We start from the raw sequence: 13,491 nt of genomic DNA on the forward strand, positions 1-13,491 counted from the left end.
GAAACCAAGCGACGCTTGCCGGTCAGGTGACCGGCAAGCGCAGGCTCACAACGGTTGTCAAAACAGCTTGAGACGAATGGTGAGGTACTTTTTCGGGTCCTGGCGAAAATCTATCAGCAACTGGTTGGCCTGGGCAGAGGTTGCCGTCAGATTATCGTAAAGTTGCGGATCGCGCAGCAGCTTTCCGGCTGAACCATCGCCGCGCTCCAGTCCGGCGAGAACGTTGTTGAGGCTGACCAGTGTCTGCTCAGCTTCGCGGTAGAGTTTGTCGTCGCGGAGCAAACGCCCGGCCGTGCCTTCCCCCCGCTCCAGGCGGGTCATGGCGTCTTCGAGCTTAGCCGAGGTCCGGTCCAGCCGCTCCAGCACGGACAGCACTTCCTGGTAGGCCCGGTCATCCGTGGCCAGCTTGCCAAGGGTGCCGCGTCCGTCGCTGATGTCCGCCAGCAGCTTTTCGACGCGCCGCACCGAAGCGTCAAGATCGTCATACAGGCGGGGGTCATTGATGAGTCTGGCAGCCGTGCCCTGTCCCGTCCGCACTTCCTGCACCAGACGGGACGCCTCGGCTACGGTGCGCGTCAGGTTGTCATACAGCTCCGCGTCGGAAACGAGTCGTCCCACCGTTCCCTGGCCGCGATTGATCTTGTCGGCAATCTGCTTGAGCGAATCCGAAAGGGTTGTGAAGTTGGCCAGAATGTCATCGGCGCCGGAGATGATCTGGCGGATGGTCGTCTCGGAAGCCCCACCAATCAGATCGCCATCCTTGACGGGAGCCGCAGCCAGTGTGCCTGGGGTGATGTCCACCACCTTGTCGCCCAACAGACCGACCGAACCCAGAATGACCTGCGAATCCTGCCGGACGCGCTCTCCGGCCGGCTTGCCGTCAATGACCGGATCGAGCGCAAGTTCCAGCTCCACGGTCTGGGCGGCATTCTGATCCTGGGGAACCGGCAGCAGCACAATCCGCTGTACCTTGCCCACCTTGACGCCGGCCAACCGCACTTCCGCCCCCGGACGCAGACCATCCACGTTGGCGAGTCGGGTGCGGACGATGAGTTCCCGCCGGAAGGGATTGAGGTCGCCGCTAATCGTCAGAATGGTGGCAATGAGTACGCCGATGGCCACCAGGGTCATCAGCCCCACCCGCAAATCAAGAATGGAGAGCTTCTTTTTCGCCATACACCAGTCCTGCGTCTTGTCCCGGTTCAGTCCAGCTCCAGAAAGGTCCGAATGTAGGGGTCCGGTGAATTCCAGAAGGTGTCGGCATTCCCCTCCAGCAGCACCTTTCCGTGGTGCAACATGATGAAATTCGTGGAACTTTCTATCTGCCCACGCGGGTTTTTCACAATGACAACTTCGCCATCATCGCCAATGGTGGCGTGGTGGTCAGCCAACACTACAGCATCCTGAATCCGGTGGGTGACAAACAGTGAACTGACGCCTTCCAGGTCCCGCAGCTTGATAGCCAACTCGCAGATCGTGCGGGCCGTGGGCGGATCGAGTCCGGCTGTCGGTTCATCGTAGAGGATGATTTTGGGATTGCCCACCAGAGCGCGGGCAATCCCGACCCGGCGGCGCATCCCGCCGGAAAGCTCGGAGGGCATCTTGTTGATGGCGTGTTCGAGGTTGACAAAACGCAGCATCCGCCGCACGGTTTCCTCGATTTCCTCCTCATCGGCGCCCTGTTCAAACAGGCGGTAGCCGACATTTTCGTACACCGAAAGGCTGTCAAACAGCGCCCCTTCCTGAAACACCATGCCAATCTTCTGGCGCATCACCGTCAACTGTGATTCGCTGAAGTCCGTGATGTCTTCGTTGTCCACGAAGATGCGGCCGCTGTCCGGCTTGAGCAGCCCCAGGACGAGCTTGAGTACGGTGGATTTGCCCGTCCCGGACCCTCCCATGAGAATCTTGGTTTCGCCCGGATGCACGCCAAAACTCACGCCGTCGAGCACCTTCTGCTCGCCAAACGCCAGGTGAACATCCCGGAACTCGATGGCGTATTCGCTCATCGTTCTCCCACAGGACGGCCGCCACTTGGGCGCTTACGCCGTCCCGCTTAGCGTCAAAATCAGTCGGGTGAGGAAGAAATCCGACACCAGAATCAGCACGATGGAGACAACCACTGAGGTTGTCGTGGACTGCCCGACGCCGACCGTCCCTCCGCGCGTCCGCAGCCCACACCGGCAGCCCACCACGGCCACAATCAGACCAAACACACCGGTTTTGAGGAACGTCCCCAGAATGTCGTCGTAGTTGAGCGCCTCACGCGCCGACGACAGATACACTGACGAGGGGATTTGCAACAGGGTGATGGCAACAATCAGTCCGCCGATGGTGCCGATGACATTGGCAAAAATCGTCAGCACCGGCGCCATGGTGATGAGCGCCAGCAGGCGCGGGCGCACCAGTTTGCGGAATGGGTCTGTCCCCAGGGCGCGCATGGCATCAACCTGCTCGCTGACACACATCGCCCCCAGCTCGGCGGCAATGCCCGAACCGGCGCGCCCGGCCAGCAGAATGCAGGTCAGGACGGGTCCCAGTTCCCGCAACAGCGACGTGGCCACCAGCCGCCCGGTGTAATTCTGCGCCCCAAAGGAGCGCAGTGTGCCAGCGGTTTGTAAGGCCAGCACGGCCCCGATGAAAAACCCGGCCAGCAACACGATGGGCAGCGTCCCGAACCCAATCGAATCCATCTGGGCCACGGTCTCACGCCAGTAGCGCGGACGCCGGAACGGATGCCGCAGGGCGCGCCAGACAAGCAGGGTACTTTCCTGAAGCTCTACCAGAATGAGCAGAAAGAAGTTCACGGACGGCGGAACAAAACCGGGGAAATCAGCAGCCCGCGACGGGTTTCGTTCAGAGACACCGCCGACAACGGCACTTTTACGGACGGAAGCCGTCCGGTGTCAAGCCTCCGGCAAGTCACAAGTTTTTGCATTCCGTACACTTTCCACCTCATGGTGCGCCGCCCTCACGAAGCCGAAGCCGCCTGCGCCGGGTAGGTCAGGCTGGGTTTCCCGGCGTGGTAGTCCTGCAACCGCCCTACGCTGAACTGGTCATGTTGCAGGGCATGGATGGCGCTGGTGACGGCAATGGCACCCGTAATGGTGGTAATACAGGGGACGTTGTACTGGATAGCCGCCGACCGGATGGCCTTTTCGTCAAAGTGTGACGCCTTGCCCAGCGGGGTGTTCACGATGAGGTCTATGCGCCGGCTGCGGATGAGGTCCACGATATTCGGGCGGCCTTCGTTGACCTTGAAGACGGGTTCAACCGGCAGACCGGCTGCCGCCAGCATTTCCTGCGTGCCACGGGTCGCCACGAGCTTGAAGCCCAACCGGTGCAGCCGCTGGGCCACTTTCAGGGCAGCCGGTTTGTCGCGGTTGTTGACACTGAGAAAGGCCGTTCCCGTGCGCGGCAGCGGCACGCCAGCGCCAAGTTGCGCCTTCCAGTAGGCCATTCCGAAGCTGTCCGCCACGCCCATCACTTCGCCAATCGAGCGCATTTCGGGCCCCAGCACCGGGTCCACACCGGGAAACTTGATGAACGGAAACACCGGCGCCTTGATGAAGAAGCGCCCGACGGAGAGCATCGGCGGCAGGTTGAAATCCGCCAGACGGCGGCCAATCATCAGCCAGGCGGCAATCTTGGCTATTGGCACGCCGGTGGCCTTGCTTACGAAGGGCACCGTCCGCGAAGCGCGGGGGTTGACTTCCAGGACATACACGATGTCGTCCTTGACGGCAAACTGGATGTTCATCAGCCCCACCACCCGCAGGGCGCGGGCCAACTGCCGGGTGTACTGCCGCATGACATCGAGATGCCACGGCTCAATCAGGTAGGTCGGCAGCACACTGGAGCTGTCGCCGGAGTGAACGCCGGCTTCCTCGATGTGCTCCTGAATGCCGGCAATACATACGTCTTCGCCATCGGAGAGCGCATCCACGTCCACTTCCACGGCCGATTCCAGAAAGTGGTCAATGAGCACGGCGCGTCCCGGCGAAGCGCCCATGGCTTCCGCCACATAGGCGGCCAGGCTGGGTTCGTCGTAGGCAATCATCATTGCCCGTCCGCCCAGCACGTAACTGGGACGCACCAGCACCGGATAGCCAACCTGGCGTGCCACGGCGCAGGCTTCATCCACCGTGGCCGCCATTCCCGACGGCGGCTGTGGAATTTCCAACTCCCGCAGCAGGCGGCCGAACCGTTCGCGGTCTTCGGCCAGGTCAATGCTTTCGGGTGAAGTGCCGATGATCGGCACGCCCGCCTGCCGCAGGCCATAGGCCAGGTTGAGCGGCGTCTGTCCGCCAAACTGCACGATGACACCGTCCGGCTGCTCCCGTTCGATGATGTGCATGACATCCTCGAAGGTGACAGGCTCGAAGTACAGCCGGTCGGAAGTGTCGTAGTCGGTTGAAACCGTTTCCGGGTTGCAGTTGACCATGATGGTTTCGTAGCCGGCTTCCTGCAATGCGAAACTGGCGTGACAGCAGCAGTAGTCGAACTCGATGCCCTGCCCGATCCGGTTCGGGCCGCTGCCCAGAATGACGATCTTGCGGCGGCTGGTAGGCTCGGCTTCGCACTCTTCCTCGTAAGTCGAGTAAAGATAGGGCGTGTGTGAGGCAAACTCGGCAGCGCAGGTGTCAATGCGCTTGAAGACCGGACGAATACCGCTGCGCAGGCGCCGGGCGCGCACGTCCGCCTCGCTACAGCCAATCGTGCGCGCCACCCGGCGATCTGAAAACCCCAGCCGTTTGACGTGCCGCAGTTCGGCATCGGGGATGTCTTCGAGTGTCCGCCCCCGCAGGGCGTTCTGGGCATCGGCAATTTCCTTGAGCTGGTGTAGAAACCACGGGTCAATGGCGGTGAGTTCGTGCAGTTCGGTACAACTCCAGCCGCGTTCGAGCGCCATTTGCAGGTAGCGCACCCGCTCGGGGTTGGGCGTGATGAGATGCCGCCGCAGGTCGTCGTCATTGGTGTAGGTCGGCACCCGCGCCGCGCTGGCTTCCAACGACCGCAGCGCCTTCATGAAGGCTTCCTTGAAGGTGCGGCCGATGGCCATGGCTTCTCCCACGGATTTCATCTGCGTTCCCAGGACCGGCTCGGCCGCCTGGAACTTCTCAAAAGCCCACTTCGGAATCTTGACGACGACGTAATCGAGCGTCGGCTCAAAGCTGGCCGGTGTTTTGCGGGTGATGTCGTTGGGAATTTCGTCCAAGGTGTAGCCGACGGCGAGCTTGGCGGCAATCTTGGCAATGGGAAAGCCCGTGGCCTTCGAGGCCAACGCCGAGGAACGGGATACCCGTGGGTTCATCTCAATGACCCGCACCCGCCCGTCTTTGGGATTGACGGCAAACTGGATGTTGGAGCCGCCGGTTTCCACCCCGATGCGGCGGATGATTTTCAGGCTGGCATCGCGCAGGGTCTGGTATTCGCGGTCGGTCAGGGTTTGCGCCGGCGCGACGGTAATCGAGTCGCCAGTGTGAACGCCCATCGGATCGAAATTCTCAATCGAACACACGATCACGATGTTGTCGGCAGCGTCGCGCATGACTTCGAGTTCGTACTCTTTCCAGCCCAGGACCGACTCCTCGACGACCACTTCGTGAACCGGACTCAACGCCAGGCCCCGCTCGACAATCTGGTAAAACTCCTCGTCGTTGTAGGCGATGCCGCCGCCGGCCCCACCCAGCGTGAAGCTCGGACGTACGATAGCCGGATAGCCAATCGCCGCCCGGACTTCTTCCAGGTTGGTTTCCGGCGTCACGAACATGGCCTTGGTCATTTCGAGACCGATGTCTTCCATGGCGGCTTTGAACTGCCGCCGGGATTCGGCCAGCTCGATGGCGGCAATGTTGGCCCCGATAAGCTGTACTCCGAGGCGGTCGAGAACACCGGTCTGCGCAAGCTGCATGGCCAGATTGAGCGCCGTCTGACCGCCGACGGTCGGCAGCAGCGCATCCGGGCGCTCGCGCTCCAGGACGGCGGTGACGGCTTCCAGCGTGAGGGGTTCGATGTAGGTGCCGTCGGCCATCTCCGGGTCGGTCATGATGGTGGCCGGGTTGGAGTTGATGAGCACCACCTCATAACCTTCGGCGCGGAGCGCCTTGCAGGCCTGGGTCCCGGAATAGTCGAATTCACAGGCCTGGCCGATGACAATCGGGCCGGAACCGATGACGAGAATCTTGCGGAGATCAGTGCGTTTGGGCATGGGAACAAGCGGTCAGAGCCATTTCTTGCGCCGGAAGAACATGAGCATCCCGCCGACGATGCCAATCATGACCACCCAGAGAAACGGGTAAAACCACCACACCTTGAGTTCAGGCATATAGTCGAAGTTCATCCCATACACACCGACGATAAAGGTCAGTGGCATCCAGATGGTCGAAAAAATCGTGAGAAACTTCATCACCTCGTTGGTACGCCGGGAAGCCACAGCCAGGTGCGCTTCGGCGACGTTTGTCGCCAGTTCGATGAGCATGACACAGGTTTCTTCGAGCCGGACGGCGTGGTCGTACACATCCCGGAAGTAAATGGCCGTCTTGGCTTCAATGCAGGGCAGGTCCTCCCGCCGGCTGAGCCGGAGCAGCATTTCGCGCTGAAGCCCCATCAGCCGCCGCAGGGTCATCAGTTCCCGCTTGGTTTTGAGGACAGTGGGCAGAACATCCTGATCCTGCTCTGTGAAGATATGAGCCTCGATTTCCTGAATCCGGTCTTCGACCCCGGACAGCACGGGAAACACCTGATCGATCATGCGGTCCACAATGGCATGCAGCACCAGGTCAAGGTGCTGGTCCATGGTGGTATCACGTGCATCCACAATCTCGGCCACTTCTTCCACGGGCGCAAAGCCACGGTCGTGAACCGTGACCAGAAAGCCGACGCCGAGATAGACCGCCAGGCGATTGGTGGCGCAGTGCCCGACGCCCGCCGTGGGCAACACCGTTTCATCGCTGATGCCGGCCACGCTCTGAAACATCATGAACAGGTAGTCTTCATGCTCATCAATCTTCGGGCGATACTCCGGGCTGAGGGCGTCTTCGACGGTCAGCAGGTGAAAGCCGAACAGCGTTGCCACCGCCTGAAGGGCCGCCGGCGTCGGCGCGGTCAAATCCAGCCAGAAGGCCCGTTGCCGGCGCATCTGCCAGCATTCACGCAGGACAGTTTCGGTGAGTTCCTCCGGCACAGGGCGCAACCCGACACCGTTGTGGATGCGCAGGGTGGCCGCCCGCCGGAGGTCGGCCATGGGGTCAGACACCGGCCGGTGCTCCCCGGTCAGGTGGAGGTTGTCAAGCCGCGTCAGACGGCTGCTCGTCGAGAGTTGCTCCATGGCTGGCGTCACCCTTCATCACTTGTCACGCGGCGCGATTCGAGCGTCGGGGTGGATTCATCATCCACAAGCGTTTCCCACCCAATGGCTGTAACGGAAGGTTCCATCGCCAGGCGGGCCGTAATGTCTTCGAGGCGGCGGGCTTCACTGGCCGTATTGCCGTCGCCGCTGAAGGTCGCTTCGAGGCGAACCTTGTCCGAACCCAGTAAGTCCACACTCCGCAGTGACTGCAACTTGAACTGACTGCGGGCAATCTCCTGGACGAGCAGCGGTCGGATGGTGGCCTGTTGGGAGTCGCCACACGTCAGCTCAATCTGGTATCGGGTTTCAAGGTCAGCCCCCTCGATGGGTTGCCGGTTGATGAGCCGCGCCAGCGGCCGCAGCGTCAGGTGTGCAGCCAGAACAAACATCGTCAGCAAAACAGCTTCCAGCGGTAGCCCGGAGCCGGACAGAACACCAATGGCGGAAGAACACCACAGGGTCGCGGCGGTGTTGAGGCCGCGCACCGACGCCCCCTCTTTCAAAATCACGCCCCCGGCCAGGAAACCAATGCCCGAAACGACCTGGGCGGCGACGCGGGTCGGGCTGGTGTCGGTTTTGTCCACCAGCGCCGGCAGCGCAACATAGGCCGCTGCGCCAATGGCCACGAGAGCATTCGTACGCAACCCGGCCTGTCGTTGCCGCCACTGGCGTTCCAGCCCGACGGCTGCGCCGCAGAGCGCCGCCAGCAGGAGATGCCCTGCAAACATCAACCAAGCCATGCCTGCCTCCCGATAAGCACGCGCGCTGCCTAGTGGGCGTCCGTCTGGCGCTCGCGGAGCAGGGCCATGACCTGCTTGATGTCTTCCCACACTTCGCGCTTTTTGTCCGGCGCGCGCAACAGATACGCCGGGTGAAACGTCGGCATGAGGGGGATGCCGTGGTAGTCCTGGAAGCGCCCGCGAATTTTGGAAATGCCACCCAGTTTGGGATCACCCAGCAACGCGCTTGCGGCTGAAGCACCCAGCGCGACGATAACATGGGGACGGATGACCGCCAACTGGCGATGAAGAAAGCCCACGCAGGCGGCCACCTCATCCGGTTCCGGCGTCCGGTTTTCCGGGGGACGGCACTTGACGACGTTGCAGATATAGACATCCTCCCGGCGCAAGCCCATGGCGGCAATGATTTTGTCGAGCAACTGCCCGGCGCGTCCGACGAACGGCCGCCCGGTGGCATCTTCTTCCGCGCCCGGCCCTTCGCCGACGAAGACCACCGGCGCCCGGGCCGCCCCTTCGCCAAAGACGATGTTGGTCCGGCCGGCGGCGAGCTTGCAGCGTTGACAATCCCCCAGATCGGCGCGGATGGCTTCCAATGTTACGTCTGAAGAAACTGGCAGCGATGCCGGCGGGACTTCCCCAAACAACGAGTTCTGTTGAGGTTTGGAAGCGGTGTGGGCAGGCTGGTTGCGGTTCACCGGGGTTCTGGATAAAGTTTCGTCATCGGCTTTCGAGTGACTTGACAGTGTAAGCTGGCGGTGCAAGGAAGGGTCCATAAGCGGTTGGTGGCCACGACTTGGTTGCCCGGCACCCGGAGACTCCAAGGCCGAAGGTGCGATGACGCCTGCCTTGGCCGTGTCAGAGGATTCGGGTCCAAAGGACTCGGACACGTGAGTATCAGAAACTACTGAAGGATGTGGTGCACTGGAGGATACGGGCACGGATGGCCGCGGAACAGCCATCTGCTCCGCGCTGACAAAGGAAACCCCGTTTCCGGTCAGAAACCGAAGCTGGTTGGCAATGTCTTCCAGCAGAGTGTGGATTTCAGTTTCCGGTGTGTTTTTCACAGGCATCCCACTCCATACGATTTCTGCACAGGCTGGACAACTCGGCTTTGAGACGGAAGTCCGTTTGGAGTAATCTTGAGAAAAGTCTCACATGACACGGCGTAGCGTAGTCCACTGGGCCACAATCCATCAAAGGTTGCGACGCACGACACTTTTCTATGGTCTTTTGCCGGGCAACTTGTATATAAACCACCTATCCACTGGCTGGCTTCACTGACAAGCCTCATGCTTGCTGTCGTCACAAACGCCGGTCTTTGCTTCCTGGAAGCAATGGCGTGTGGTCACGGTGAGCGCGCCGAAGTGTCACGGGACTGACTGGCGCAGGGCCGCCGGCCGCCAGCGCTGGCCGCTAGGGGGAAGACCAAGGGTACGATTATGGGTTTTTTCGACCGCTTTTTTGGCAAGAAAAAAGAAGAACCACCCGTCACACCGTCTCCTACCTACGTTCCACCGGAACCGCCACCGCTTCCGGCACCTCCGCCGCCCCGTCAGGAACCAAGGGAGCAAGTGCCACCACCGCCGGTCGAGTCGCGTTTTGAGACCCAGCCGCTGACGCCCCAACCGGTTCTGGAAACTCCTGCCCCGGCACCAGGGGCAGACGCTCCCACCACGGCTTCCACCACCAAAGCAACGGTTTCTGAAGAAACAACGGACGCCCTCCTCCCCGATGCGCTCGCAGAAGAAGAAGACTTCACACTTTCAGGGCTGACCACGGACACCCACGACACGGCGCTGCCCCAAGTTGAGGAATCCCAAGTTGAGGAATCCCAGGATGTATCGGCAGCCGGGGTGGTTGAAGAAGTTGTCGTCGGCGTCGGGACACGGCTGGAAGTCACCCCTCCTGGTGCACGAGGACTGGACATTGCGGATACCACCTCGGCCGTGGACGAAGCCGAGGCAGACGACACAGATTTTGACATCCCCATGGTGCGCACCGATGGGGACGGTCGGACGGAGGTATCTCACCCCCAACTCGATGGACAGTCCGGCCGGCTTGTGGAGGATGAGGAAGACGACCTGGAAGGCTTTGACGACGCCTTCGAGCGCATTCTCGCGCAGGGCGAAATGGATGACCTCGGCGAAGACACCGAGCCGGCCGTTGCGACGGACCAGACCGAGGTACGGACGCTTTTTTCCGAAATTGCCGCCAATTACATTCGCCCGGTCAAAGCCTTCATCATCGAGTTGCGGTCGGGTGCGGCGCGCAAGGAATGGCTCGAAATGTGCCAACCGGCCATCAGCAGCCTAGGCAAATCCGCCTTGGGCATGGGGATGGAAGATGTCAGCGACGCCGTTCACGAATTTGAAACCCTGCTTGATGAGGCGCGAGCTTCCCGGGAGGGGATGGTGAGTGGTGAACTGCGGGAGCGCATCCTGCAGCACTACCAGACCTTGACCGACATGCTTCCGGCAACCTTCGTCATTGACGACACCACGCTTCAGTCCGAGGGCATGATCGTCAACTCGTTGCTGAAACAAATCCCTGAAGTCGGAAAGGTGACGATTGACAAACTCTACCGGGCCGGGCTGATCACTATCGAAAGCTTCCTTGTGGGCGCCAAGGAAGACTTGGCGGTAGCCACCGGGCTGCCCATCTGGCTGGCCGAAAAAATTGTCGAGAAGTTCAAATCTTACCAGCAACAACTGGAAAGCGGACTGGTCCAGAGCGGCAAGGAGGGATTGCTCAATCGGCTGGAACAGCTCATGCGAGACCTCCACGATGCCCACGAAGCCTATGAAACTGCCACGGCGGAAGAATCCAGCAACCCTTCGGCGGCCGAAGACCGAAGGTTTTACCGTCAGGCGCGCCAGGAAACACAGCTTCAAATCAACGTTCTCCTGGCCGAGTTGGGTGCTGTTGATCTGGCCAATGAGATTCAGCGCCTCTCGTTCGAGAAGCGCATCGAGCGATTGCGGCGCTACATAGCGGAAGAACGGCGGTCATGACGGTTTTGATGACACCGGGTTCGTATGTTGATTTTCAGACACCATCCAGCATGACCTGCTGGGGCGCAAAGGCGATGTATCAAACTGCGCGACCCGCCCCAACCACCATATTCAAAAAAACGGCGAAAGGGGTTCCTCCATGCCTGAGTTCACCTTGGAAGAAGTCATCGAACGAGTAGCGCGCGGCGAATCGCTCGAACGTGCTGACCTGCGCGAACTCGACCTGGCGAAAGCCAACCTGGACAATGCCAACCTGCGGCGCGCCGACCTCGAAGGGGCCAACCTGGAAGAAGCCAGTTTGCGACGCGCCAACCTGGCCAGTGCCAGCTTACGGGATGCGTTTCTCGTGCGGGCCAACCTCGAAGGCGCCAACCTCCGGGGCGCTGACCTGGAAAGCGCCAACCTTGAAGGGGCGAACCTCCGGGGCGCTGATTTATCCCGGGCCAACCTCGAAGGGGCCAACCTCGAAGGGGCAGACCTGACCGGGGCGCGCCTCCCCTCAGCCCAGTTGATAGACGCCAAACTGGGCGTGGCCACCCTTGAAAACGCGGTCTTCGCCAACGCTGACCTGCGCAATGCCTACCTGGGCGGGGCCAACCTCACGGCGGTTGACTTCCAGAATGCCATTCTGGAAGCAGCCAACTTCGAGGAAGCCCTGCTGACTGGGGCCAACCTGCGGGATGCTGTTCTGCGCCGGGCCGTCCTTCCCGGGGCAGACCTCTCCGGTGCCAAGTTGGAGCGCGCCGTACTCGAAGGCGCCGACCTCTCCCAAGTCAGTCTGCTCGAAGCCGACTGCCGGCACGCCACATTCCAGGGCGCGCGCCTCAAAGGGGCAAAATTCAGCCGCACCCACCTCTACGGCAGTGACTTCTCCATTGAAGTGGCGGACGGCGCTGAAGTGGACGAAGTGGACTTCAGTGTGGCCGGCGATGGCTCGAAGTTGGTGCCAGCCTCGGCCTTGGCGGCCTTTCTCAATGGCAGGACAGATGGTGGCACCGCCTCTCCTCAGGCCGTCGCCGTGGCAGTGGCCCCCATCCCAACCAATCGCCGCTACTTCGGTCACGGAGACGTACTGCGGGATGCCTCGCTCGAATTTGATGCTGATTCCATCGTTGAAGTGGATGGACGGTTTTTGAAGTGCAATATCACACTCGGTCAGGGTGCACAGCTCATCATCGGGCGCGAGGGACTGCTGGACGGCTGCCAGGTTCACGGGAGCGGCATCCTGGTTATTCACGGGCGGTTCACGTCTGAGGCCTCACCCGGCATTGATGGGGCGCGTCGCATCATCGTCGGCGCCACCGGCTGCCTCCGGGCAACCGTCAAACAGCCCGCAGGACATACCCACTTTGCCTTTGAACCAGGCTGCGTCCTGCGCCTCAAAACCGAAACGGCTTAGTTTCCAACAGAACCAACATCAACTGATGCACGGTCATTGCGGATGATGCGTTCAACCCCTGACACTGAGGAAAGTCATGGCGGAGAAACTTACAATCGTTGAAGAAGGTAGTGAACTGACTGGTACACTCAAGTCCACCTGTGGCGTCACCGTCAGCGGCAAGGTCAGCGGTGAACTTCATGCACCGGCGCTGGTCGTCGCCGCCACCGGTGCCGTGCACGGCACCGTCAAGGTGGACAAACTCCTCTCCCAAGGCGAACTTTCGGGACGGATTGAAGCTGACACCATCGAGCTTTCGGGCCGCATCAACGACCAGACCACCATTACGGCCCGCTCCCTTGAAGTCAAAAGCTCAAGCGGTGATCAGCCAACGGCTATCTTTGGCAACTGTGTCATTGAGGTCGGTGTTGATCCCAACGAGCCTGCCCCGCCAGCCGCACCACCTGCCAAGGAAGGCAAAGGCAAGAAAGGGCAACCGACACCCGAGCCGACGGGTGAATGACATTCGGCAAGTGACGCCAATATATCGGTCGGGCAAGCCTTGCCTGATAGTCGGTTCTCCGACACTTGGACTGCCGGCAAGGATACCCGACCAGTGGCACTCCGTGACCGTCAGGATTTGGCTTTAGCCATCCGGCGCTGTTTGGCTTCCAGAGCGCGGATGTACCGGCGCGGGTTCTTGTCGAACTTCGGTTTGCAGGCCGGGCAGCAGAAGTAATACCGCTTCCCCTGATAGTCGCTGTAAGCCGCGTCCGCAGGGTCTTCAACTTCATCCAGCATGATCGGACAGATAGGTTTGCCGGAGGGAGCGGTCGCCGCCAGCGGTGGCGGTTCGGCCTGTGCTCCAGTTTGTGCTCCGGTCTGGGGCAGGGCGGCAAAGGTTGCTCCGGGCAGCATCAGCATCGCACCAGTGAGCAGGCCAGAGGTCAGAAAACGGCGAAGCATAACTTCAGAAAACTCTCCTGATTTGGGTTTGGCACAACCGGCAGC

General features: G+C 61.0%; 11 protein-coding genes. 3 read left to right on the top strand and 8 right to left on the bottom strand.

What is annotated here, in order from left to right:
• Positions 1-57 precede the first annotated feature (57 nt).
• From J8C01_RS08825 to J8C01_RS08855, 7 genes are all read right to left on the bottom strand, one after another.
• Positions 58-1,176 (bottom strand): MlaD family protein, encoded by a 1,119-nt coding sequence (locus tag J8C01_RS08825; protein WP_211431669.1) that lies wholly within the window; start codon positions 1,174-1,176, stop codon positions 58-60.
• A gap of 26 nt (positions 1,177-1,202) precedes the next feature.
• On the bottom strand, positions 1,203-2,009 hold the full coding sequence (locus J8C01_RS08830) for an ABC transporter ATP-binding protein (RefSeq protein WP_014100275.1): 807 nt from the start codon (positions 2,007-2,009) through the stop codon (positions 1,203-1,205).
• 33 nt (positions 2,010-2,042) lie between these two features.
• Positions 2,043-2,807 carry an MlaE family ABC transporter permease gene (locus J8C01_RS08835; protein ID WP_014100276.1) on the bottom strand — a complete coding sequence of 255 codons (765 nt, stop codon included), beginning with the start codon at positions 2,805-2,807 and terminating at the stop codon, positions 2,043-2,045.
• Between the two features lie 164 nt (positions 2,808-2,971).
• Complete coding sequence (carB, locus tag J8C01_RS08840) at positions 2,972-6,211, bottom strand: carbamoyl-phosphate synthase large subunit (protein WP_014100277.1); 3,240 nt, start codon at positions 6,209-6,211, stop codon at positions 2,972-2,974.
• A gap of 12 nt (positions 6,212-6,223) precedes the next feature.
• Positions 6,224-7,330, bottom strand: coding sequence for a magnesium/cobalt transporter CorA (gene corA, locus J8C01_RS08845; protein ID WP_211431670.1), 1,107 nt, complete (start codon positions 7,328-7,330; stop codon positions 6,224-6,226).
• Positions 7,331-7,338: 8 nt separating this feature from the next.
• Positions 7,339-8,091, bottom strand: a complete 753-nt coding sequence (locus J8C01_RS08850; RefSeq protein WP_249355433.1) for an MgtC/SapB family protein — start codon at positions 8,089-8,091, stop codon at positions 7,339-7,341.
• A gap of 29 nt (positions 8,092-8,120) precedes the next feature.
• Positions 8,121-8,864, bottom strand: a complete 744-nt coding sequence (locus J8C01_RS08855; RefSeq protein WP_371821092.1) for a uracil-DNA glycosylase — start codon at positions 8,862-8,864, stop codon at positions 8,121-8,123.
• Between the two features lie 666 nt (positions 8,865-9,530).
• Here J8C01_RS08855 and J8C01_RS08860 point away from each other — a divergent pair.
• The 3 genes from J8C01_RS08860 (at position 9,531) to J8C01_RS08870 (ending at position 13,003) form a co-directional block, all read left to right on the top strand.
• On the top strand, positions 9,531-11,102 hold the full coding sequence (locus J8C01_RS08860; protein ID WP_211431671.1) for an Hpt domain-containing protein: 1,572 nt from the start codon (positions 9,531-9,533) through the stop codon (positions 11,100-11,102).
• Positions 11,103-11,241: 139 nt separating this feature from the next.
• Positions 11,242-12,501, top strand: a complete 1,260-nt coding sequence (locus J8C01_RS08865) for a pentapeptide repeat-containing protein (RefSeq protein ID WP_211431672.1) — start codon at positions 11,242-11,244, stop codon at positions 12,499-12,501.
• 76 nt (positions 12,502-12,577) lie between these two features.
• Entirely contained in the window at positions 12,578-13,003 is a 426-nt protein-coding gene (locus J8C01_RS08870) for a bactofilin family protein (RefSeq protein WP_014100283.1), read from the top strand.
• A 110-nt stretch (positions 13,004-13,113) separates the two neighbouring features.
• Here the strand turns inward: J8C01_RS08870 and J8C01_RS15365 are convergent, their stop codons facing one another.
• On the bottom strand, positions 13,114-13,446 hold the full coding sequence (locus tag J8C01_RS15365) for a YHS domain-containing protein (protein ID WP_249355435.1): 333 nt from the start codon (positions 13,444-13,446) through the stop codon (positions 13,114-13,116).
• Positions 13,447-13,491 lie beyond the last annotated feature (45 nt).

Origin of the sequence: Chloracidobacterium sp. D (genome assembly GCF_018304685.1) — a bacterium.
GTDB lineage: Bacteria > Acidobacteriota > Blastocatellia > Chloracidobacteriales > Chloracidobacteriaceae > Chloracidobacterium > Chloracidobacterium thermophilum.

What these genes read in the sequence shown, in the direction of transcription:
- J8C01_RS08825 (WP_211431669.1), bottom strand. Translation starts at nt 1,176, where the DNA reads ATGGCGAAAAAGAAGCTCTCCATTCTTGATTTGCGGGTGGGGCTGATG.
- J8C01_RS08830 (WP_014100275.1), bottom strand. Translation starts at nt 2,009, where the DNA reads ATGAGCGAATACGCCATCGAGTTCCGGGATGTTCACCTGGCGTTTGGC.
- carB (WP_014100277.1), bottom strand. Translation starts at nt 6,211, where the DNA reads ATGCCCAAACGCACTGATCTCCGCAAGATTCTCGTCATCGGTTCCGGC.
- corA (WP_211431670.1), bottom strand. Translation starts at nt 7,330, where the DNA reads ATGGAGCAACTCTCGACGAGCAGCCGTCTGACGCGGCTTGACAACCTC.
- J8C01_RS08850 (WP_249355433.1), bottom strand. Translation starts at nt 8,091, where the DNA reads ATGGCTTGGTTGATGTTTGCAGGGCATCTCCTGCTGGCGGCGCTCTGC.
- J8C01_RS08855 (WP_371821092.1), bottom strand. Translation starts at nt 8,864, where the DNA reads ATGGACCCTTCCTTGCACCGCCAGCTTACACTGTCAAGTCACTCGAAA.
- J8C01_RS08860 (WP_211431671.1), top strand. Translation starts at nt 9,531, where the DNA reads ATGGGTTTTTTCGACCGCTTTTTTGGCAAGAAAAAAGAAGAACCACCC.
- J8C01_RS08865 (WP_211431672.1), top strand. Translation starts at nt 11,242, where the DNA reads ATGCCTGAGTTCACCTTGGAAGAAGTCATCGAACGAGTAGCGCGCGGC.
- J8C01_RS08870 (WP_014100283.1), top strand. Translation starts at nt 12,578, where the DNA reads ATGGCGGAGAAACTTACAATCGTTGAAGAAGGTAGTGAACTGACTGGT.
- J8C01_RS15365 (WP_249355435.1), bottom strand. Translation starts at nt 13,446, where the DNA reads ATGCTTCGCCGTTTTCTGACCTCTGGCCTGCTCACTGGTGCGATGCTG.